Genomic DNA, 22,022 nt, shown 5'->3' on the forward strand with positions numbered 1-22,022 from the left:
CTCCCCCTCCTCTACCCTAATGTTATACGGAAAACAGCCGTCTGTAACTTACAAAAGGGTTATAAAACAATATAAGCTCCCCTTATTACCATCCTGCATTCACTTTGCAAAAAAAATAAAAAAACAAAATTTATTCTATAACTTCCATTTTTTATAGAAATACACATCACATCTATATTATAGTTATGAATAGACAAATCTTTTTAGATGCTATTTGTACGGAGGAACTATTATGAGTCGTAAAAAATATTCACCAACTCAAAAAAAACGTCATCCGAACATTTCTAGACGTTTGCGAAACCATATACAAGATCGTTCATTAACAGAAATGTACGCATCTCTGTTCGAACATAATCCTGATAGTATTATTTCATTAAACTTAGAAGGAGTTATTCTACATATAAATCCTTCTGCCGAAAGAATATTAGGTTACACTTCTTTAGAATTAGAACAGAAAAATATTACCTCTATTTTAGGAGCCCATATTTCTGAGCAAGTATTACAAAATATAAAGAATACTGAAGCGGATAATCAACAAGAGTATATCTTATCTATTTATCATAAAAATGGATTCTTATTAGATGTTGTGACAAAACTAGTTCCTATTTTTGTTCAAAATCGTCTTACTGGTGTATACGCTATTATGAAGCCACTTGAAAAATCAGAAAGAATTGAGAATATGCTAAAAGAAAGTGAGAAGAGATTACGTACATTAGTAAACTCCATGCCTGCGTTTGTTATATTTAAAGATCATGAAGGGCGCTGGCTTGAGGCAAATGACTACGCACTTTCTTGCTTCAACTTCCATCATGTACCTTACCACGGGAAAAAAGATAGCGAACTCATTCAATATAATGAAGCATACCGAGAAGCTTTTTTACATTGTGAAGAAGTCGATGAACTAGCATGGCAACAAAGACAAATTCTTCATGGCGAGGAATTTATTATACATAGAGATGATTTCGATTTAATCTTAAGTATATCAAAAGTTCCGCTTTATCATCCTGATGGTTCTCGCAAAGGTCTTATCGTGATGGGGAGAGATGTTACTGAGCTAAAAGAAACTGAAAAGTTACTACGAAAATCTGAGAAGCTCGCAGTAGTCGGACAACTGACAGCTGGAATTGCCCATGAAATTCGGAATCCACTCACTTCCCTAAAGGGTTTTCTAACATTGCTCCTCCCTGAAATAAATGAGGAGCAAAAATGGTATATCGATGTTATGTTAAGTGAGATTTCACAAATGGAATCCATCACGAGTCAATTTATGGCGATGTCTAAGCCACAAGTATTATCTATCCAAACTTGTAACATACAAACTTTAATTGAAGAGGTAGTTACATTTATTTTACCGACTGCAATTATGCATAGCGTTCATATCATCATGGATCATTTTGATTACGTATATGATATTCAATGTGACGGTAACCAATTAAAACAAGTTTTTATAAACATATTAAAAAATGCGATAGAAGCGATGCCAAATGGCGGAAATATTTTCATCCAAACAAAACCATTAGAGGATAATTTCATCTTAATACGAATTATCGATGAAGGTTGTGGCATTCCAGAAGATCGTATCTCCCGTCTAGGCGAACCTTTTTATAGTTTAAAAGAAAAAGGCACAGGACTAGGATTAATGATGTGTTACAAAATAATTGAAGAACATCATGGTAAATTACACATTTCAAGCGAATTAAATAAAGGTACAATTGTTGATATTGAGCTACCACTTTCTTCATCTCATCTTGCAATCCAGTCTTAAATAAAAAAGAAGCATCTGCTAATCGTTAGCAGATGCTTCTTTTTTAAAATACTTTGTCATACCACTCTTTTGCTTTTTCTACTTCACCCATCGTTAATTGATGCCCTCGATTTTCCCAATGCATTGTTACATTCGCGTTTGCATTTTCTAATAGTATCTTCAATTCCTCTGACTCTGCTGATGAACAAATTGGATCATTTGTCCCAGCAGCAATAAACACAAATTCACCTGCTAAATTTGCTAATTGCATTCCTCTTCTTGGTACCATTGGGTGATGAAGTACAGCACCTTTCAATGCATTTTCGTAATGGAATAATAAGCTTGCTGCGATATTTGCCCCATTCGAATAACCGATAGCTACAATGTTATTTCTATCGAATTTATATTCTTTAGCCGCTTCATCTAAAAATTCATTTAATTCCTTCGTACGGAAAATTAAATCCTCTTCATCAAAAATGCCCTCTGCTAATCGGCGGAAGAAACGCGGCATCCCATTCTCTAACACATTTCCCCTAACGCTTAATACCGACGCTTCCGGATCAACTATTTCTGCAAGTGGTAGTAAATCTAATTCATTACCACCTGTACCATGAAGTAATAACAACACTGGTTTTGACGTATCTTTTCCTTTTTGAAAAACATGTTTCATCATAATCCTGTTCCCCCTTCAATCACTTTAATCTAAATTTCTCACTTCAAATGGTAAAAGCGTTTGTTCAATCTGTTTTCTATGTTGTTCATATTGTTCCGGTAACTTTAATTCCTCACCCATCGTCTCTAACGATTCATCATGAGCGAAACCAGGAGGATCTGTTGCAATTTCAAATAAGATTTCACCATGTTCTCTAAAATAAATCGCGTTAAAATAATTTCGATCTTGTACAGGAGTTACGTGATATCCAAAACGCGACACATGCTCTTTCCAGTCTAGCTGATCAGCATCGTCACTCGCTCTCCAGGCAATATGATGAACTGTGCCAACGCCCATTTGGCCACGACCGATTGTTGATAATTTCAAATCAATAATATTTCCAATGTCAGCAGAAGAACGGAATCGAACAAATTCACCCTCTTCTCCAATTTTCTCAAGACCCATAATATGTTCTAACAATTCAGCTGTTTTTTGAGGCTGTGTAGATAAAAGAACAGCACCTCCAAACCCTTTAATTGCTACTTCTGGTGTAACTTCTCCAAAACTCCAATTATTTAATTCGCCTTTTTCTCTTTCAACTAATTCTATATGCAAACCATGCGGATCATCAAATTCTAAATACCGCTCTCCAAAACGAGTCATTTTTGTATACGAAACATCGAATTTTTCTAATCTATTTTCCCAAAACTCCATTGCACCTTTTGGTACAACGTAAGACGTAATTCCTACTTGACCATCTCCAATAATACCTTGACGAGCACCTGCCCATGGGAAAAACGTAATAATTGTTCCAGGCTTTCCTCCTTCATTTCCAAAATAAAGATGGTACGTACCTGGATCATCAAAATTCACTGTTTGTTTCACTAAACGTAACCCCAATACACCAGCATAAAAGTCTACATTTTCTTGTGGATGCCCTACAATCGCTGTAATATGATGGATTCCCATTGTTTTCTTTTCCATTTCTTCCACTCCTTTTTTATTTCATTATAAAAATTCTTTTACATTTAAATTCATTATTCATTTTGTCCATGCTACAAAGTAAAATCCGTCATTATAATTTTATCTCGAATTCGAGATATTAATCAAAAAATTACGTATCGGCGTCTAACCTATTGAATTATCTCGAATTCAAGATAATTCACAAAAAATATTTGTTCGATTTATAACCATAATAAATTTTCATTATGAACATTATTTATCTCGAACTCAAGATTTATTATAAGTTACTTATTTTTTATTGTCAATAAGTCCTTACTTTCATTTTTCTTGTTTTCACTTATGGTTCCCTACCTTAACAAACATTTTTTGTTCTTTCAAGTGAACGAGCACTTTTCATTACATGTGAAAACCTTTATAAACGCCTTTATCCCAGTGGATTACAATGATTTTTCAAGAAATTAAAGTAATAATATTCAGAAAATTAAAGAGTGTTTTTTCACACCTTATTTTCATTCCTTTACCCGATAAATTTTAAAAACTAAAAGCCATACAAATGTATGACTTTTAGCTTATTGACGTCTCAAATTTTGCTTTCTCTACATATACTTTACGAAATTTCATATAGCATCCAATACGCCAAGGTACTATATAACAAACCGCAAGAGTGTAGAAAAGAATGCCGATTGACTTTGGATCTAGACCTTGTAAATGTCTTCTAAAATAAGCACGTAAAAGAACGATAACTAAAAATGTAGCAATAAAAGCGATACTTTTTTTTGCATAAATTTGACCATCTTCTCTGACTTCATACCCACTTAAAATAATAAGTGGAATTGACAATAACAGTCCGATCCCAGCAGCTATACCAATTTGCCAACCAGCAAGTTGTATCGGTGCTGCGTATAAAGAAAAACCTGGTAATAAGAAGAATAATGGCAATAGTAGTCGTCTTCCTTTATTATTAATTGGTCGATTCATAGAGCGCATGCGTCTAAATATAACGAGCCCTATGACGAGTAAAAAAATTGTAATACTGTACGAACCTTGCTGCAAGTGAATCTCTCCCTAAAAATAGTCATTTTCAAAAATACTCCCCTATTATACTCCTAATTTTTCCAAAAATATAATTATTCCTCTAAAAAATCTTACACATCAAATATACTTTTAGGTTTGATTTACTATAGGAAACAATTCCGAAAGAGGAACTACTCTCCCCACCTCGTCTTTAAACACAATATGCTCTCTAGTTAAATGGCGCGGGCTCTTCACTCCCGCCGCTGCCGCTAATGAAAATAAACTATATCTCATACTAATAATATAATTCATGACTCGCCACTTCTTCTCATACGGATCTAACGCTTTTTGATAATGCGGATTCGTCGTGGCTACACCAGATGGACATTGACCAGAATTACATTGAAGGGCCATAATACAGCCACTTGCCATCATAAACCCACGGGCTGAACTTACAGCATCCGCCCCAATCGCTAAAGCAATCGCCACTTTATCTGGTGTGATTAATTTACCCGATGCAAATACTTTAAACTTGTTACGGACACCATAATGGTTTGCTGTATCAATAAATGTAAGTAATGCTGGAATAAGCGGCAGTCCCATACAATCTGCCATCGATTTATACGTTGCCCCTGACCCGCCTTCTGAACCGTCGATTGTAATAAAATCTGGGTAAATGTTTAGTTCTTTCATTGTTTTTATTAAATCTTCCAAAGGCTCCTGCTGACCAATTACAATTTTCATTCCAACTGGTTTACCGCTGTTTTCTTGTAACTGTTGAATAAAACAAAGTGTATCCGCTGCATTCTTTAAAAATGAAAATCGATTCGGTGAATTAATCGTCTCTCCCTTTCGGACGTTGCGAACAAAAGCAATTTTCTCATTTACTTTTTGTCCCTCTAAATGACCACCACGTATTTTAGCACCTTGCCCAAATTTCAATTCGAATGCTCTAATATTACTTTCTTTCGCTTTCTCCATGAATTTTCCCATTGAAAAATTACCGTCTTCATCACGGTATCCAAATAACCCTGGACCAATTTGCGCAACGACACTCGCTCCTGTATGTAAATGTTCTGGAATAACGCCACCTTCACCCGTATTAATCCACGATCCGCCTGCCATTTTTGCTCCAAAACCACTCGCTAAAATATAATTTTCTCCAATCGCACCGTAAGAAGTCGCAGATGCACCAAACATGCCATGTAGCTTCCACGGATATTTACGGTTCTCACCGACTATAATTGCATCATCTTCTTCGTACAGCCAAAGATTCGTTGTATCCGCTGTCAATTTTTCTCTTCTTGAAAATAACCCTTCTTTATGAATCACGTACTTTTTACCTTCCCGCTCTTGCGTGAGATTCACACTTAATTCCTCAGTTAATATCGGAAATAATGTATTAGCAATATAATATCCAGAAGCTTCAAAATCTCGTTTTGATCCAAAACCAAGTATTTCAGAGCGATATTTCGCTAAAAACATAACACTTTGAAAATCATAACGTGAGAAAGGCTTTCCATCCGTATCATGATCAAACCAATATTGTCGAAATTCAGGCCCTATCTTTTCCAGTAAGTAGCGCATTCTTCCTAAGTACGGATGTAATTTTAAAATAGAATGGTGTGTTCGTTTTTTTATAAAAAATGTAATGATAAAAAAGACGATTAAAAGCAACATTAAAAATAGTAATATACTAATAATAACGAGTAGCGTTTCACTCATCCCGCTTCCCCCTATGAAATTCCATAATAAAAGGAGAACACTCGATGTGCTCTCCTTTTATCTTTATTCATACTAACGTAGCAAGATGCTCTTTCGCGTCATATTCAACTAAACTTTCAGCGTGTTTAATTCGATGAACAAAGTCTGGATTAGCAATTAACGGTCTTCCGAATGCCGCTACATCAATCGTTCCTTCTTGCAACGCTTCTTCGGCCTCTTTCGGATTTAAATTACCAACCCCAACAATCGTACCATCCCAATATTTTCTTACTAGTTGATGAAAATTCTTTCCGTCAGCAATCTCTTGCGTATAATTCATCGTTGAAGGATGGATCATCGTTAACCCAACCTCTTTAAACATATTTATGAACGTTTCAATTGCAAACTCAGGGTTTTCCCACATATAAGTAGGATTATCACCTTTGAAAGCAGAGAAACGAAGAAGTGTTTTATTAGCTCCAACAGCTTCTATTACAGCCGCCGTTACTTCTTTCATAAACGTTAACCTTTGTTTTAAATCACCGCCATATTTATCTGTTCGCTTATTCGCAAACTCATACGTAAATTGATCGATTAAATATCCGTGTGCACCGTGAATTTCTACTCCATCAAATCCAGCTTCGATCGCATTTTTCGCAGCTTGTGCGTATTGACCGATCACTTCTTGTATTTCTTCTAACGTCATTGCTTCTGGCGTATCAAACGGTTTACGAAAGCGTGGAACATTCCCCTCTGCAGCGATAGCCGACGGTGCTTGTGGCATTTGACCACCAATTATTTCATGATGACTCATACGCCCAACATGCCATATTTGAGCAATAATCGTCCCGCCTTCTTTATGTACTGCCTCTGTAACAGGTTTCCAAGAATCGATTTGTTCTTGTGTATAAATACCTGGTACTCCTGGGTTTCCTTTTGCTCTCGGACTAATGACAATTCCTTCTGTAATAATTAGTCCTATTCCATCCGCAGCACGTTTTCTGTAGTACTCCACTACATCAGCACCAACTGCTCCAGTCTCATTATCTGCAAAGCATCTTGTCATCGGTGCCATCGCTATACGATTACGAAGAGACCAAGTTCCAACTTGAATTGGATCAAACAACTTTGTTTCTTCAACGTTTTCAAAAAATCCCCCAGCATTTACATTTGTTCCTTCATAAATACTCGCTGCTTTATTACTTGAACTTGTCATTTTTCTTCCCCCTAAAAAATCTTACTATAATCGCATCATACTTACTTTTAGATAGTAACGTCAATTTTTACGACTTTACAATAAAAAATTCGAATATCCAAAAAATAAAATGCTATAAATAATATTAAAAAGGTTTCCTTAGGAGGAAACCTTTTTTGTTGACCATATATGGCTGTCAATTCGTTTATCCCTTTAATAAAAAACACCTTATCAATAGAAGTGAAAATGGTTCAGTATTCTTCTAAAAATAATAACTTATATACCTAAAACAATGAAAGCCCTACCTCTCTTTCATCCTTACGGCTCCTCGTCCGTGCCAGTGTGAATCAGGATTGCAAAAATCAAGTAACTATTTTATCGAAGTATTCAATTAAACTTCGAACATTCATAAATGAAATTAAAAAATAAAAATGGATTTGATTGTAGTAATAACAATAGAGGTAATGCTCTAAAAGTGGTTTGAAAGAGTTGAATGTCTTTGAAATGATAAATTTTCTATAATTATGTTCCCAAAAAATTCAAGATCTTTTTTGGGATATAATACATTATTTGTAATGAACCTTAACAAAAGCTTTTTATCTGATTTTCTGTGATACCTTCAATTAATCCCAGTTCACTAATCAAAAATTCATATGCGTTATCTAACATCTTCTTTTCGCTTGCATTAAGTGCTTTTTCTTTCTGTATACGCATTAAATCACGCACAACTTCAGCACCTTCTTGCATTTTACCCGTCTTTATTTTATCAGTGTTCAATTTATACCTTTGTTTCCACGTAAGTAATCTATCTGATTCCCCATGTTGAAAAATATCCATTATGTGTGCTAATGCGGTTATATCCGTAACTGGTCGTATATTCGAATTCAATATTCTCCCTGCTGGAATCATTAGTTCCATATTACTAGCCGACATTTTTATAACATAATACTGTTGTTTTTCTCCTGAGATTTCCTTCTCTTCTATGGCTTTAATTATACCTGCTCCCTGCATTGGATAAACAATATTATCACCAATTTGAAACAAATAATCCACCTCCATATATGGTAACCTTCTCAAGCTTAACATACTTTTAGTTTTTTAGCAAAATTTTTATTTTATCATAAAATTATTTTACGAGTCAATACTTCAGAAGCAAGAAATTAAATTTACACAATACACTATAAAAATCGCAATTCCATTAACGGTTCCACACACATTCATTCTCCTTTAACACAAAAACACATCACTACATTTAAGTAGTGATGTGTTTTTGATAAGGCATAAATAAATATCTACTTTTCCGTCTATATACTAACCTGTTTGCTAACTGTTTCCCTCGCTAAAAGAAAACTCATAATCACTTGCGCTGCTACTCTACTCGTCATATCTCTGAAATCAAGAGTTGGATCAATCTCTACTATATCCATCCCTTGAACGAGCGATTCTTTACCAAGGAATTCAATCGCATCTAGTAAAGTCGTACTATCCATCCCACCAGGCCCAATTGCTGGACAACCTGGTGCAAACGCTTGGTCTAGCACATCCATATCAAGAGAAATATAAATAGAAGTCACACCTTGATTTCTTAATACTTCAATACTTTCCGTGATAATATCTTTTATTTCTCGCTCTCGTACGTCTTTCATTGTATACACTGTTACACCATGCTCTATTGCATATTCATGGTACGCACGTGCATTAGAAAAATTACGAATTCCAATTTGAACAAGTTGTTTCCCAGTAATGACATCATTTTCTAGTAAACTACGGAATGGTGTACCATTTGACGGGCCTCCATCATCTAAATTACGTAAATCATGATGAGCATCAAATTGAATAATTCCGACCTTTCCTTTACTGTTTGCAAAACCTGTTATACTCGGAAAACTAATCGAGTGGTCACCGCCAAGAACGATTGGTATCATGTTCGGGTTTACTTTCGTTACATGCCCAACTGTTTTCGCAATTCGTTTATGACTTTCTTTTATATCCGTCACATGCATCGTAATATCGCCGCAATCATATAAGACACTTTCTTTCATATCGTGTTCTTCTGTAATTGCATATGTGCTATATGCATCTAACATCGCACGAATTGTTTTTGGCGCAAAACTCGCTCCTGAATGACTAATAGACGGTTTAGAAAGGGGTGCTCCAATTAAGGCAGCACCGAATATTTCCACACCTTCCTCCCAATCTTTAATCATCTCACTCCATTTCGTCACTTCACGATCAATAAACTTTGCATTTTTCTTTAAATAGTGGCCGTGCTCCACGATTGTTCACCTCTTGTATATGCAATATTACCATTCTTCCATACTGTATTCACATGACTTACGCCGTAATGATACGGTACGTAAGCATAATTGTAAGCATCCCATAAAACTAAATCTGCCTTACGACCAACTCTAATTTTCCCAGCTACATCACCACGGTTAATGGCATATGATGAGTTAACCGTTACGGCATTCCAAACTTCTTCTGGTGTCATTTTCAATTTTAGCATCGCAATGCTCATAATAAGCTGAATATTTTCAGTTGGACAGCTACCTGGGTTAAAGTCTGTAGCTAACGCAACTGCAACACCTTCATCAATCATTTTACGTCCACGAGCAAAGCTTTCTTTATTTAAATAGAAAGTTGTTCCTGGTAATAAAGTTGCTACTGTATTAGAATTTGCAAGCATTTCAATTCCTTTATCAGAAGCACCAACTAAATGGTCCGCTGATGCTGCACCGATTTCTGCCGCTGCTTCCGCACCACCAAGAGGGTCGATTTCATCTGCATGAATTTTCACATCAAAGCCAAGCTCTTTCGCTTTTAATAAAAATTCTTTTGATTCTTCTACAGAGAACACACCTGTTTCACAGAAAATATCAACGAACTCCGCTAATTGCTTCTCTTTCATTTCTGGTAGTAGGTCTAACATCCATTGTAAAAATTCTTTCGATCTACCTTTATACTCTTTCGGAACTGCATGAGCACCTAAAAATGTTGAAACTAAATCGATCGGATGCTCTTTTTGTAATTGTGCTGTTGCCTCTAATTGTTTCCATTCCGTCTCATCATCTAATCCGTAACCACTCTTCGCTTCTACAGTAGTAACTCCGAAAGATAGCATACGGTCTAAATGGAATTTCGCTTTTTGAACAAGTTCTTCTTTCGACGCCTGTTTCGTTGCATTTACAGTTGAAAGTATGCCTCCGCCTTGTTCTAAAATTTCTAAGTACGGAACTCCTTGTAGTTTTAGTGCGATTTCATTTTCACGAGATCCACCAAATACAAGATGAGTATGCGGGTCAACGAGACCAGGAGAAACCATTTTCCCGCCGCAATCAATAACTTCTCTCGCTTGTAATCCTTTCGCTTCTTCCGCTGTTCCAACGAAAGTAATTACACCATTTTCAATTCCAACCGCACCGTTTTCGATAACAGGAAGCGTGTTCATCGCTTCCCGTCTTAACAAGCCATCTTCTTGATCCATTGTTAGTAATTGACCGATATTTATTAGTAAAGTGTCCAGCATGTTTTCTCCTCCTTATTTCATCATCGGAATGTTAACGCCTTTTTCTTTCGCAGTTTCCACAGCTAAGTCATACCCTGCATCCACGTGACGAACAACACCCATACCAGGGTCAGAAGTTAATACGCGCTCAATTCGTTTTGCTGCTGCTTCTGTTCCATCTGCAACGATAACCATTCCCGCATGAAGTGAATAACCCATACCAACGCCACCACCGTGGTGAACAGATACCCAGCTTGCACCGTTTACACTATTAATTAATGCATTTAAAATTGGCCAGTCAGCTACTGCATCACTACCATCTTTCATCGCTTCTGTTTCACGATTTGGAGATGCTACTGATCCACAATCTAAATGGTCACGACCGATAACGATTGGTGCTGATAATTCACCATTTGCAACCATTTCATTAATGATGCGACCAAATTTCGCTCGCTCACCGTAACCAAGCCAACAAATACGTGATGGAAGCCCTTGGAATTCAACTTGTTGACGTGCCATACGAATCCAGTTACATAAATGTTCATTATCAGCGAACTCACGTAAAATTACTTCGTCTGTTTTATAAATATCTTCTGGATCACCAGAAAGTGCTACCCAGCGGAATGGTCCTTTTCCTTCGCAGAATAATGGACGGATAAATGCTGGAACGAATCCTGGGAAATCGAATGCATTTTTCAAACCTTCATCGAAAGCAACTTGGCGAATGTTATTTCCGTAATCAAATGTAATTGCGCCTTTTTCTTGCATAGCAAGCATTGCTTCCACATGTTTTGTCATACTTTCTTTTGATAATTGTACGTAGCGTTCTGGATCTTCTTCACGAAGTTTCGCTGCTTCTTCTAACGTGTAGCCTACTGGAATATAACCGTTTAATGGATCATGAGCAGATGTTTGATCTGTAACTAAGTCTGGTGTAATATTGCGCTTCACTAGTTCTGGTAAAATTTCTGCCGCATTTCCTAATAAACCAATAGAAATCGGTTCTTTCTTCTCTTTATACTCGTTCGCAACCGTTAACGCTTCTTCTAATGATTCTGTATACATATCACAGTATCTCTTTTCAATACGACGATCGATGCTGCGCTTATCAACATCAATAGCAATGACAACACCGCCGTTCATCGTTACAGCAAGAGGTTGTGCACCACCCATACCACCTAAACCAGCAGTAAGTGTTAATGTACCTTTTAATGAACCATCGAAATGTTGACGAGCTGCTTCACCAAATGTTTCATATGTTCCTTGTAGAATCCCTTGCGTTCCAATGTAAATCCAGCTACCAGCTGTCATTTGTCCGTACATCATAAGACCTTTTTTCTCTAGTTCTCGGAAGTGATCCCAGTTTGCCCATTTTGGTACTAAGTTTGAGTTCGCTAACAAAACGCGAGGTGCATCTTCATGTGATTTAAAAATGGCAACTGGCTTTCCTGATTGAACAAGTAACGTTTCATCGCTTTCTAACGTTTTTAATGAATCTACAATCGCCTGATAACTTTCCCAGTTACGAGCTGCACGGCCAATTCCGCCATATACAACTAATTCTTCTGGTTTTTCAGCAACTTCAGGATCTAAATTGTTCATTAACATACGAAGTGCAGCTTCTTGCACCCACCCTTTCGTTTGTAACTCTGTACCTCTTGGCGCGCGAATTGTTTGTTGTACTTTTTCCATTTCAATCTCTCCCTTTTCTCATTTTATAGTGCTGCGTTTACATCTAATCTTTCTTTTATCGAATAATTCGTTTTTAACCAATGCGCAATATTTTCAATATCTGTTGAGAATATACGGTCATTTTTAATAGATGGCACCTGCTGACGACCTTGATGGTAGAAGCTCTTCGTCACTGTACTCATGTTTTCAATTCCGCGATATTCTGCTGCTTGCATCGCACAAATCATCTCAATAGAAAGAACACGTCTTGCATTTTGAATAATCTGATGTGCATGGCGTGAAGCAATTGTTCCCATACTTACATGATCTTCTTGGTTAGCAGAAGACGGAATTGAATCTACACTCGCCGGATGTGCCAACGTTTTATTTTCAGAAACTAGTGACGCTGCAGCATATTGCATAATCATTGCACCTGACTGTAGTCCTGGTTCTGGACTTAAAAATGGTGGTAAATCATTTAATTGCGGATTCACTAAACGCTCAATACGGCGCTCCGAAATATTTGCAAGTTCTGCCATTCCTACTTTTAAGAAGTCCATCGCAAACGCAATCGGTTGACCATGGAAATTCCCGCCCGAAATTACTTTTTCCCCACCATCAAAGATAAGCGGATTATCTGTTGCTGCATTCATTTCAATTTCTAATTTTTCTTTCACATAATTTAAAACTTGCCAAGAAGCACCGTGTACTTGCGGGATACAGCGAAGTGAATAGGCATCCTGTACACGTAGTTCTCCTTGTTTTGTTGTTAATTTACTATCATGAAGAATGTCACGAATTCTGCTCGCTACTTCCACTTGCTCTTTATAACCACGTGCTTTATGAACATTTTCATCAAATGCATCAATAATGCCTTGTAACCCTTCAATTGTCATCGAAGCAATTAGTTCAGCTTGATACGCCGTTGCTTCTGCTTCTATATAAGAAAGAACTCCTTGTGCTGTCATCGCCTGCGTACCATTAATTAACGCAAGACCTTCTTTTGCTTCAAGTTCAATTGGCTCAAGCCCTTCTTCTGTAAGAGCAACCATTGCATGAACGCGTTTCCCCTTATAGAACACTTCACCTTCGCCTAATAATACGAGCGCAAGATGAGATAAAGGTGCTAAATCGCCACTTGCACCAAGTGAACCTTGTTGCGGAACGACTGGATGAATTTTACGGTTTACAAACTCAAGAAGCATATTTACAACAAGCGGCCTAACACCAGATACTCCTTTAAGCATCGTGTTCGCTCGTAAAATTAACATTCCACGCGATACTTCTTCCGGGAATGGATCACCAATCCCACATGCATGTGACTGAATTAAATTATGTTGAAGTGCCTTTACATCATCTTTTTGGATAAGCACATCACTAAACTTTCCAAATCCAGTTGTAATTCCGTAAACGACTTTTCCGTCCTCTACAATTTTCTCAACTACTTCGCGGCACTCCGCTACCTTTTGCATACTAGTTGGACAAGCTGTTACACCTTCTCCTTCCAGTAATAACCTCTTCATTTCTTCAACTGTCAATGTATGTCCTGTTAACGTAATCATCATTTTTCCTCCTTAAAAAGGCAAAAGGGGACCTTATCTTTTTAAGACAGACTTCTGTCCTAAAAAAGTAAGGCCCCCTTCTAACTAATAGACTATGGGCAAATCATATGTGATTAATTCCTAAACCAATCGCCTCATGCTCAGATCCTTTTACAGGTGCACCAATCGTTCCATATAATGCAACAGCAACCCATTCGCCTTCTTTTTTTCCGTCGTATGGTGTACCGCGCACAATCGCAAAACGAAGTCCTACTGTACGAAGAACGTCTGCTAACTGAATTTGACCTCTCGTCACTCCGTACAAAGCTTCCATAATTGCATGATAAAGTGCATGTGTTTCTCTGTAAACGTCTGTTTCAATAACTTGGTTGCTTTTAGCCGCTGTTTCCATTGCTGCGACAACCTTTTGCGAATTCATCGAACCCACTTTCCCCGTACAATACTTCCAACCTTTTGGAATGGATAATACAGGACTTTCATTCTCATCCGCAAGTGCCAACAGCATGGCCATACGACCAATTCGATGTGTTCCTTGAAGAAGCATGTGACTCTCTCATTCCTTTTGAATTATTTGAATATTACTTAATTTAAGAATATATGAAAACGTTTAAATCGTCAATAGTTTAAACTCACATTCAAACAATTTTTTCATCCCCTCCATTTGTGTACACAAATTATTTACACAATTTTTCCAAGCATGCTATAGTCTCATTAACAGATGCAAAGGGGCGAGATTTCAGTGACAAAACGAAAAGATATTCATTTTCGAATTGAAGAGAAATTACTTAAAAGGTTTGAATCAGCACTCCATTACGAAGGTTTAAAGAAAACAGATGTATTAACACATGCAATCCAACAATTTTGCACAAAGGTGGAATGTGACAAAATGAATGATGTAAAACGTCAGTATAACGTTAGCAACCATTTACAAACACGCATCGACACACATACACATTACGAAGAAAAACACGTAGATTTAGATAAGATCGTCATTGAACATTTACAACTTCAAGGGGAAGAAAATATATTAGAGGTTGGGTGCGCTAGTGGAAAATTCCTTTCCCTTTTACAAACAAATGGTCATAAAGGCCCATTAACCGGGTTTGATCAATCCGAAGCTATGCTTGCTGAAGCTGCTAAAACAAATAACTTAATAGAATGGAAACGAGGGGATGCTAGTAAACTTCCTTTCGAAACAAATTGTTATGACCTAATAATTGCAAGACATATGTTATACCATGTGAAAGATGTTGAAAAAACGATTCAAGGATTCCATAAAGTAATTCGTCCTGGCGGAACACTTTTAGCTACAACAAATTCTAGCGTTACACTACCTCGTATAGTTGAAATGTGTAACCGTATGTTAGACGCATTTGATTTACCGAAAACAACATCATCAGTCACTCCATTTTGTTTAGAAAACGGTAAAGAGATATTACAATCTGTTTTTCCAACTGTTGAAGAAACAGTTATTCATAATGCTCTCGTTTTTCATCATGCTACTCCGATTGTAAACTATATTTCTAGCATGTTTCCGTCGCTAAATATACCCGATAATATGTATCTTCAAGCCGAGATGAAAGAATGGCTAACAGAAGAAATCAACCAGGAATTATCTCTCCATAACGGTATATGGCGCGATCCAAAAACGTTAGTAATTTATCGGTGTCAAAAAGAAAAAAGCTAGCATTTGCTAGCTTTTACACGTTTTCTCGTAAAAGTTTCTCCATTACTACATTGCCTTTACCACAATAAAAATCTGTATTATGTTCGTCTGCCACTCCAAAATAAGAGGCAATTGCTATTCCAAATGGTACAAATGCATGCCCTTGTGCTGTAATGATATTTGAGTGTTTCACAACTTCTTCATACACGAAATTTTCTACTGGAAAACAATCAAATTTTTGATAATCTATAGTCGCAGTATAAGAAATCCCTTTAAATAACCCTGCTTTTGCTAGTGCATACGGTCCAGCACAAATTGCCGCCACTAATTTTTCTTGTTCATGAAATTGACGAATGATTGAAAAAAGAGGTTTTGCATCTTCCAACTGTCCTTCTTCTCCACCTGGAATAAGTATCCCCTCATACTCATCTACACATACTTCACTTACTTCTATATGCGGCTGCACTTGCAATCCAGTTTCACTTATAACCAATTCTTTAGTTAAGCCCGCTGTAATGATTTCATATTTATTTTTCAGCAATGCCGTCGCTACTGTTATTTCAAACTCTGCAAATGTTGAGTATACAAATAAAAGTATTTTTTTCATAGCCCTCTCTCCTTTAACCAGTCCATAAAATATACCTCTAAATCGTCCACTGTTAATCTATTCGTGTCCACATAAGTTACAGGAAATTTTTTATACCAGTCTTTTTCAGTTTCTACTAATTTAAATTGCTCCTCAAACGTACTTCTGTTTCTTGTTCTATCATTATTTTTTCTATCATATACATTCTTTTTCGTAACATCTAAGTAAAAAATCACATCCGAACGGCATGCTCTTAATTTATATAATTCATCTTTCAATTCAGTTTCTATATCCCACTCTTCTCCTATAATCGTTGGATAAAAGAGTGTAAAAAACTCAATGTCTTCTGGTCCGCGATCAAAAATTACGACTGAATCTTTCACATTTTGAAACTCCTTTATTTTTGCTTCCATAAACATTTTTTGATTCATAATAAACCCTACTTTTGAATTCATGTCTAAATTCAATTTTTTTCGCTTCTCTACAATTGGATATGGATTTTCATATATAACTCGAAACCCTCTCTTTTCTAACCTTTTTACTAATGTTGTTTTTCCGCTAGCCATCGGCCCTTGCAGTGAAATTACGTATGCCACACCTCTCATTCCCTTACACTTTAGTACACCTATAATATACAGAATCTTGAAAACTCTCAACATTATATATATCATCTTGTTTCTTATTCTTATCTAACTTATAATGAAAAATAGAGATTATGACGGACGCATCAATAATGTAAGCTTGGAAATCCAAGCTTACATTATTTTTTGCTTTCTCTTTTCTAATAAAAAGAGTATACTAGATTAGAACGTATGTTCTTAATAATTACATACAGTAAGGAGATAGAACAATGGTATACGACACAAAAGCAATTTCTTGGAATGAATCTTTAAAACAACTTCAACGCCGCTATACAAACAAACAAGTTGACCGAAAAGAATTTGAGGATATTGAACTGATGGAATTCTTCCGCGATAACGACTACATTTCTTTACCTACACATATAAGCGGCCTATCAAAAACACGTTTTACTTCTTACTCTATTTTCACAACTGAAGATAAAGATCGTAAAGTTGGCACACTTATTATTGAGTATGTTGAAGACGATAATAATAATTTATGTGTTGAACAACTATACTTCGTTTAAACTATAGCGCTTGGTCAAAATGACCAAGCGTTCTTGCTTTCTATGAATCTCACTGTATATAATATGAATAAAAGAAAACCGCTATCATTAAGGGGGGATATGCTTGCTCGAAGGATGGTTCAGTTGGTTCATTGTATTATGGACGGTTATTTTATTAGGGCTTATGTCTATCGGTGGATACTTTATGTTCAGAAAATTCCTGAAACGATTACCGAAAGAAGACGGCATGTCCATTTTGGATTGGGAAGAACACTACATAAATAAAACGAGACATTTATGGGATGATGAACAAAAACAATTGTTAGAAGAGCTTGTAAGCCCTGTTCCAGAACTATTTCGTGATGTTGCAAAATCAAAGATTGCTGGCAAAATCGGGGAACTTGCATTACAAGAAAATGCCTCTCAAATTACACAAGACTTAATTATTAAAGGGTATATCATTGCCACACCAAAGCGTGATCATAAATTTTTAATAAAAAAACTACAAGAAAAAAAGATTGATTATTCTAACTATCGATCTTTACTCGCAAAGTAACTTCATATTATTTTCGATAAAAAAGACAGCGCCTTTGACGCTGTCTTTTTATTTGGTACATATACAGTTTTTAAGTTAGCTTCATATCTTTTTCATTATAAAAACCATCTTCTTTTTCCATTTCCTTCTGTAATTTCGTAAAGGAACGATACATTGCAATTCTCCATGACACAATCATCGCAAACGCAAGTAAGAAGAACATGCCACTAAGTTGTCCTAAATCAAGAGATTGACTTAAGTAGGTTTTAAATACAATCCGCACTACAAGTAATCCAATTAATATGAAAACAAAGGCTTTTGAACGCTTCAAATAAATCTCTTGTCCTCTAATTTCAAATTTAGATGTTTTAATAAGAAAAATAGAGAAAATCAAACCGACACCAATTGCTTCTAACATTTCTGCTGGAGTTAATCGAAATTCAGGAAAAACATACATCAATGCACCCGTACTCATAAAAAATGGTGGAAGTATAATTTTTTTCAATGTTGCAGGTTTCTTAGCTGCTTTTAAACGAATAAACATCGCACCGACAGCCATACAAACAGCAACGATACTTGATAAAAGAACTATGTTCATATTTTCTCATCCTTTTTTGTGGCTATATGCAAAATATACTTTCATTATATGCTTTTCCGTTAGTATTTCCAACATTTTCGCAGAATAATACTAAAAACCAGTAAAACCACCAAATAAACTTGAGAAATATACGATAATTTTCGTCATCCAGTTAAAGTATAGGAAGACACCCATAACAATCATAATATATCCTCCGACTTTCATGAAGGCCATACTATTTCTTTTAATCCAAGACATTTTCGTAATAAAGAATGACAGTACGAAAAACGGGATTGCAAATCCAAGTATGTAAGCAATCATATATATCATTGCTGATTCTGGATTTGTTGCTGCTAATCCAATTACAGACACTAGAATTGGTCCGGTACATGGCGTCCACCCTGCTGCAAAAGCTAATCCGATTAGTACTGATCCAAAATAGCCACTTGGACGATTTTTAAATGTAAATTTACGGTCTTGCATTAAAAATTTCGGCTTAAACACCCCGACAATAATTAAGCCGAACACGATGATAAATATACCACCTAACTGTCTGATTAAATCTTTATAGTCAGTAAAGATTCCTCCAATAAAACTTGTACCAAATCCAATTGCAATAAATATAATTGAAAATCCAAGTAAGAAAAACGCTGTATGTATCATACTTCTTTTGCGAAGCATTGCATTTTCTTCTTTCAATTCAGAAACCGACATACCTGTTATGTACGATAAAAATGCCGGATAAAGCGGTAAGCAACATGGGGAAATAAATGATAAGAACCCGGCGCCAAACGCTAAAAAAATACTAATATCTTGCATCATTCCACTCCTCTCCCTAAATATTGTAACAAAAACACATAAAAATACTATGAACAATTCGTGAAATCACTTTTACAACGTGGCAATAAGAAAAACCGCACTTCCTCACAGTTTCTAATAAAACGTTTTCATTTCCTTCTATTATATAGAAAAAACCCAAATGGATTATAAAACTCCTTTAATTGTTATTACCATAACAAAGGTAACATAGTTTCTCAAATAATTAGCACGTTACTAGTACGTCTATATACATATTGGTTTAAAAAATATTTTTTTCAAATGCTATCTCTATACAATGCAAAGTTTATTTTATAATACTTCTACTATTAAAAATTTCAAGATTATGCATAAATATCATACTTTTATTATTATTCTATAAAATGTCATACTTTTCTTTCATTTGACCCTTTATTTCTAATTTTGTATACTTCCCTCTAGTTATATATTTTCGATACGGAACAACTTCATATAGATGGGAGGAATTTTTCATGCTTCGTTATTCTCTTTTAGTTTTATTAGGAGCGTGTAGTTATGGAATTTTAGCTATTTTTGTTAAGCTTGCATATGCAGAAGGATTTTCACTTGGAGAGGTAATTGGCAGCCAATATTTGTTCGGTTGGATTATTTTGCTTGCTATTACACTTCTATTTTCTAGACATCGCGTTCCTTTAAAGCAAGCATTACTTTTATTCGTTGCAGGAACATCTGCAAGTTTTACCGGAATTTTTTATTATGCTTCATTAAAAACTGTACCAGCTTCTATTGCAATTATTCTTTTATTCCAATTCGTTTGGGTCGGAATTATCATTGAAGCAGTCGCAACAAAAACATTACCTTCAAGAGAAAGAGTTATTTCTGTTATTTTCTTACTTGTAGGGACATTTTTATCAAGTGGTTTACTTGAACAATCAGTAGGTGCTTTCGATACGACTGGGGTCATTTTAGGTTTATTATCTGCTGTTACATTCGCAACATACATTTTCGTAAGCGGAAAAGTTGCTGTTGAAGTACCTTCATTACCGCGCGGTGTTCTCTTAATGACTGGTGCTTTAACTTTAGTCATGATTGTATTCCCACCAACATTTATTTTTAATGGTGCCATTTCTCAAGGTCTTTGGAAATACGGTTTAGGATTAGGAACATTTAGTATCGTTATTCCATCTATTGCCTTTACAATCGGGATTCCAAAAATCGGTTCTGGCTTAGCGACTATTCTTGGTGCAGCGGAACTACCAGTTACAACAATTATGTCAGTATTCGTTTTAAAAGAGGCTGTACTATCTTCACAATGGTTCGGTGTATCACTTATATTAATTGGGATTGCAATCCCGCAAATTGCATACGCAATGCGTGGACGTTATCGTAAACATCATACGCATAAAAAAGTCGCAGCATAAAGTGAAACTTTAATTAGTTGAACCAATCGGGCTTTTATGGGATAAACGAGAGAGGATTTTCATTTGAGAATCCTCTCTTTTATTGTTGTATACTTATGATAAATATTTTGCTGAAGAAAGAAGGCATACTACATGGTATCTATTTCAAATCAACTAAAAGAAAAACTTATTTCCATCCGTCGACATTTACATGAGTATCCCGAACTATCATATGAAGAGTTCGAAACAACAAAAGCAATAAAAAATTGGTTAGAAGAAAAAAACATTACTATCATTGATTCCAATTTAGAAACAGGAATTATCGCTGAAGTGTCTGGTAATAAAAACGGACCAATTGTAGCAGTTCGTGCTGATATTGATGCCCTTCCTATTCAAGAAGAAACACATTTGTCCTATGCATCTAAAGTACGAGGGAAAATGCATGCTTGTGGACACGATTTTCATACAGCTGCTATTTTAGGTACTGCTTTCTTATTAAAAGAAAGAGAATCTTCCCTAAATGGAACGGTTCGCTTCATATTCCAACCAGCTGAAGAAAGTAGTAATGGCGCTTGCAAAGTTATTGATGCTGGACATTTACGTAATGTGCAAGCGATTTTCGGCATGCATAATAAACCTGATTTACCAATAGGTACAATTGGCATTAAAGATGGTCCACTGATGGCCGGAGTTGATCGATTTGAAATTGAAATTCACGGAGTTGGTACACACGCGGCTGTACCAGATGCTGGAGTAGATCCTATTGTCGCATCCTCTCAAATTGTGATGGCACTGCAAACAATTGTAAGCCGAAATATAAGTTCATCTCATAATGCAGTTGTTAGTGTTACAAATATTCATGCAGGAAATACGTGGAACGTGATTCCTGAAAAAGCTACGTTAGAAGGAACGATTCGCACATTCCAAGCTGAAACACGTGAAAAGATTCCAGCACTCATGGAGCGTATTATTAAAGGTGTATCTGATGCATTAGGTGTAAAAACGAAATTCTGTTTTTATTCAGGTCCTCCTGCTGTTCACAACGATAAAGCTCTTACAGACTTATCTACTCAAGTTGCCACAAAGATGAATCTTAATATCATCTCGCCTAGTCCGTCAATGGCTGGAGAAGATTTCTCATTTTACCAACAGGAAATACCAGGTTCATTCGTCTTTATGGGAACGAGCGGTACACATGAATGGCATCATCCTGCTTTTACAATTAATGAAGAGGCACTGCCTATAAGTGCAGAATACTTTGCTTTACTAGCCGAAAGAGCACTTAAACAATTCTCATAAAAAAAGCCGTTCAAAGTGCATCTCAGCA

22 protein-coding genes are annotated in these 22,022 nt (G+C 36.1%); 6 read left to right on the forward strand and 16 right to left on the reverse strand.

Features of this window, described 5'->3' with window-relative positions; all coding sequences use genetic code 11:
• Window positions 1-232 precede the first annotated feature (232 nt).
• The gene (locus N2V80_RS18000; protein ID WP_000087658.1) at window positions 233-1,765 is read left to right on the forward strand and encodes a BA3702 family sensor histidine kinase; all 1,533 of its coding nucleotides are present in this window, start codon (window positions 233-235) and stop codon (window positions 1,763-1,765) included.
• Window positions 1,766-1,808: 43 nt separating this feature from the next.
• Here the strand turns inward: N2V80_RS18000 and N2V80_RS18005 are convergent, their stop codons facing one another.
• The 11 genes from N2V80_RS18005 to hutP form a co-directional block, all read right to left on the reverse strand.
• A complete protein-coding gene (locus tag N2V80_RS18005; RefSeq protein ID WP_061655816.1) occupies window positions 1,809-2,417 on the reverse strand; it encodes an alpha/beta hydrolase in 609 nt (202 codons plus the stop codon).
• 24 nt (window positions 2,418-2,441) lie between these two features.
• A complete protein-coding gene (locus N2V80_RS18010; protein ID WP_061655817.1) occupies window positions 2,442-3,380 on the reverse strand; it encodes a ring-cleaving dioxygenase in 939 nt (312 codons plus the stop codon).
• Between the two features lie 543 nt (window positions 3,381-3,923).
• Window positions 3,924-4,412: a cytochrome c biogenesis protein CcdC gene (locus N2V80_RS18015; RefSeq protein WP_001183922.1), complete on the reverse strand. Its 489-nt coding sequence runs from the start codon at window positions 4,410-4,412 to the stop codon at window positions 3,924-3,926.
• Window positions 4,413-4,523: 111 nt separating this feature from the next.
• Window positions 4,524-6,098 carry an FMN-binding glutamate synthase family protein gene (locus tag N2V80_RS18020; protein ID WP_061655818.1) on the reverse strand — a complete coding sequence of 525 codons (1,575 nt, stop codon included), beginning with the start codon at window positions 6,096-6,098 and terminating at the stop codon, window positions 4,524-4,526.
• A 67-nt stretch (window positions 6,099-6,165) separates the two neighbouring features.
• The gene (locus tag N2V80_RS18025; protein ID WP_000204590.1) at window positions 6,166-7,293 is read right to left on the reverse strand and encodes an alkene reductase; all 1,128 of its coding nucleotides are present in this window, start codon (window positions 7,291-7,293) and stop codon (window positions 6,166-6,168) included.
• Window positions 7,294-7,854: 561 nt separating this feature from the next.
• Window positions 7,855-8,316 (reverse strand): CarD family transcriptional regulator, encoded by a 462-nt coding sequence (locus tag N2V80_RS18030; RefSeq protein WP_170317877.1) that lies wholly within the window; start codon window positions 8,314-8,316, stop codon window positions 7,855-7,857.
• Between the two features lie 260 nt (window positions 8,317-8,576).
• A complete protein-coding gene (gene hutG / locus N2V80_RS18035; protein ID WP_000399828.1) occupies window positions 8,577-9,548 on the reverse strand; it encodes a formimidoylglutamase in 972 nt (323 codons plus the stop codon).
• Window positions 9,527-10,798, reverse strand: a complete 1,272-nt coding sequence (gene hutI, locus N2V80_RS18040; protein WP_000887540.1) for an imidazolonepropionase — start codon at window positions 10,796-10,798, stop codon at window positions 9,527-9,529. The genes hutG and hutI overlap by 22 nt, the downstream gene beginning before the upstream one ends.
• Before the next feature lie 12 nt (window positions 10,799-10,810).
• Window positions 10,811-12,469, reverse strand: a complete 1,659-nt coding sequence (hutU, locus tag N2V80_RS18045; protein ID WP_000416946.1) for a urocanate hydratase — start codon at window positions 12,467-12,469, stop codon at window positions 10,811-10,813.
• Window positions 12,470-12,492: 23 nt separating this feature from the next.
• Complete coding sequence (gene hutH / locus N2V80_RS18050) at window positions 12,493-14,010, reverse strand: histidine ammonia-lyase (RefSeq protein ID WP_000631875.1); 1,518 nt, start codon at window positions 14,008-14,010, stop codon at window positions 12,493-12,495.
• A gap of 103 nt (window positions 14,011-14,113) precedes the next feature.
• Window positions 14,114-14,554: a hut operon transcriptional regulator HutP gene (hutP, locus tag N2V80_RS18055; RefSeq protein ID WP_000926516.1), complete on the reverse strand. Its 441-nt coding sequence runs from the start codon at window positions 14,552-14,554 to the stop codon at window positions 14,114-14,116.
• A gap of 195 nt (window positions 14,555-14,749) precedes the next feature.
• Between hutP and N2V80_RS18060 the strand changes: the two genes are divergently transcribed.
• Window positions 14,750-15,697, forward strand: a complete 948-nt coding sequence (locus N2V80_RS18060; protein WP_061655819.1) for a class I SAM-dependent methyltransferase — start codon at window positions 14,750-14,752, stop codon at window positions 15,695-15,697.
• Window positions 15,698-15,710: 13 nt separating this feature from the next.
• Here N2V80_RS18060 and N2V80_RS18065 read toward each other — a convergent pair whose 3' ends face one another.
• Complete coding sequence (locus N2V80_RS18065; protein WP_061655820.1) at window positions 15,711-16,283, reverse strand: DJ-1/PfpI family protein; 573 nt, start codon at window positions 16,281-16,283, stop codon at window positions 15,711-15,713.
• Entirely contained in the window at window positions 16,280-16,867 is a 588-nt protein-coding gene (locus N2V80_RS18070; protein ID WP_061655821.1) for an AAA family ATPase, read from the reverse strand. Before N2V80_RS18070 ends, N2V80_RS18065 begins: the two co-directional genes overlap by 4 nt.
• 245 nt (window positions 16,868-17,112) lie before the next feature.
• Here N2V80_RS18070 and N2V80_RS18075 point away from each other — a divergent pair, with 245 nt between their 5' ends.
• Both N2V80_RS18075 and N2V80_RS18080 read left to right on the forward strand, forming a co-directional pair.
• Window positions 17,113-17,409 carry a hypothetical protein gene (locus N2V80_RS18075; RefSeq protein ID WP_000262400.1) on the forward strand — a complete coding sequence of 99 codons (297 nt, stop codon included), beginning with the start codon at window positions 17,113-17,115 and terminating at the stop codon, window positions 17,407-17,409.
• Between the two features lie 103 nt (window positions 17,410-17,512).
• Complete coding sequence (locus tag N2V80_RS18080) at window positions 17,513-17,944, forward strand: DUF2621 domain-containing protein (RefSeq protein WP_000889387.1); 432 nt, start codon at window positions 17,513-17,515, stop codon at window positions 17,942-17,944.
• A gap of 70 nt (window positions 17,945-18,014) precedes the next feature.
• Here N2V80_RS18080 and N2V80_RS18085 read toward each other — a convergent pair whose 3' ends face one another.
• From N2V80_RS18085 to N2V80_RS30540, 3 genes are all read right to left on the reverse strand, one after another.
• The gene (locus N2V80_RS18085; RefSeq protein ID WP_001028440.1) at window positions 18,015-18,521 is read right to left on the reverse strand and encodes a CcdC family protein; all 507 of its coding nucleotides are present in this window, start codon (window positions 18,519-18,521) and stop codon (window positions 18,015-18,017) included.
• Between the two features lie 90 nt (window positions 18,522-18,611).
• A complete protein-coding gene (ccdA, locus tag N2V80_RS18090) occupies window positions 18,612-19,319 on the reverse strand; it encodes a cytochrome c-type biogenesis protein CcdA (RefSeq protein ID WP_001152676.1) in 708 nt (235 codons plus the stop codon).
• Window positions 19,320-19,335: 16 nt separating this feature from the next.
• Window positions 19,336-19,485, reverse strand: a complete 150-nt coding sequence (locus N2V80_RS30540; RefSeq protein WP_071686460.1) for a peptidase T — start codon at window positions 19,483-19,485, stop codon at window positions 19,336-19,338.
• Window positions 19,486-19,807: 322 nt separating this feature from the next.
• Between N2V80_RS30540 and N2V80_RS18095 the strand changes: the two genes are divergently transcribed.
• Both N2V80_RS18095 and N2V80_RS18100 read left to right on the forward strand, forming a co-directional pair.
• Window positions 19,808-20,716: an EamA family transporter gene (locus N2V80_RS18095; protein WP_061655822.1), complete on the forward strand. Its 909-nt coding sequence runs from the start codon at window positions 19,808-19,810 to the stop codon at window positions 20,714-20,716.
• Window positions 20,717-20,848: 132 nt separating this feature from the next.
• Window positions 20,849-21,994, forward strand: coding sequence for a M20 peptidase aminoacylase family protein (locus N2V80_RS18100; RefSeq protein ID WP_000253668.1), 1,146 nt, complete (start codon window positions 20,849-20,851; stop codon window positions 21,992-21,994).
• Window positions 21,995-22,022: the final 28 nt, after the last annotated feature.

Source organism: Bacillus sp. FSL W8-0640 (assembly GCF_038007725.1).
Classification (GTDB): domain Bacteria; phylum Bacillota; class Bacilli; order Bacillales; family Bacillaceae_G; genus Bacillus_A; species Bacillus_A cereus.

Coding starts and splice junctions, on each gene's coding strand:
- N2V80_RS18000 (WP_000087658.1), top strand. CDS start 233: ATGAGTCGTAAAAAATATTCACCAACTCAAAAAAAACGTCATCCGAAC.
- N2V80_RS18005 (WP_061655816.1), bottom strand. CDS start 2,417: ATGATGAAACATGTTTTTCAAAAAGGAAAAGATACGTCAAAACCAGTG.
- N2V80_RS18010 (WP_061655817.1), bottom strand. CDS start 3,380: ATGGAAAAGAAAACAATGGGAATCCATCATATTACAGCGATTGTAGGG.
- N2V80_RS18020 (WP_061655818.1), bottom strand. CDS start 6,098: ATGAGTGAAACGCTACTCGTTATTATTAGTATATTACTATTTTTAATG.
- N2V80_RS18025 (WP_000204590.1), bottom strand. CDS start 7,293: ATGACAAGTTCAAGTAATAAAGCAGCGAGTATTTATGAAGGAACAAAT.
- hutI (WP_000887540.1), bottom strand. CDS start 10,798: ATGCTGGACACTTTACTAATAAATATCGGTCAATTACTAACAATGGAT.
- hutU (WP_000416946.1), bottom strand. CDS start 12,469: ATGGAAAAAGTACAACAAACAATTCGCGCGCCAAGAGGTACAGAGTTA.
- hutH (WP_000631875.1), bottom strand. CDS start 14,010: ATGATTACGTTAACAGGACATACATTGACAGTTGAAGAAATGAAGAGG.
- hutP (WP_000926516.1), bottom strand. CDS start 14,554: ATGCTTCTTCAAGGAACACATCGAATTGGTCGTATGGCCATGCTGTTG.
- N2V80_RS18065 (WP_061655820.1), bottom strand. CDS start 16,283: ATGAAAAAAATACTTTTATTTGTATACTCAACATTTGCAGAGTTTGAA.
- N2V80_RS18070 (WP_061655821.1), bottom strand. CDS start 16,867: ATGAGAGGTGTGGCATACGTAATTTCACTGCAAGGGCCGATGGCTAGC.
- N2V80_RS18075 (WP_000262400.1), top strand. CDS start 17,113: ATGGTATACGACACAAAAGCAATTTCTTGGAATGAATCTTTAAAACAA.
- N2V80_RS18085 (WP_001028440.1), bottom strand. CDS start 18,521: ATGAACATAGTTCTTTTATCAAGTATCGTTGCTGTTTGTATGGCTGTC.
- ccdA (WP_001152676.1), bottom strand. CDS start 19,319: ATGCAAGATATTAGTATTTTTTTAGCGTTTGGCGCCGGGTTCTTATCA.
- N2V80_RS18095 (WP_061655822.1), top strand. CDS start 19,808: ATGCTTCGTTATTCTCTTTTAGTTTTATTAGGAGCGTGTAGTTATGGA.
- N2V80_RS18100 (WP_000253668.1), top strand. CDS start 20,849: ATGGTATCTATTTCAAATCAACTAAAAGAAAAACTTATTTCCATCCGT.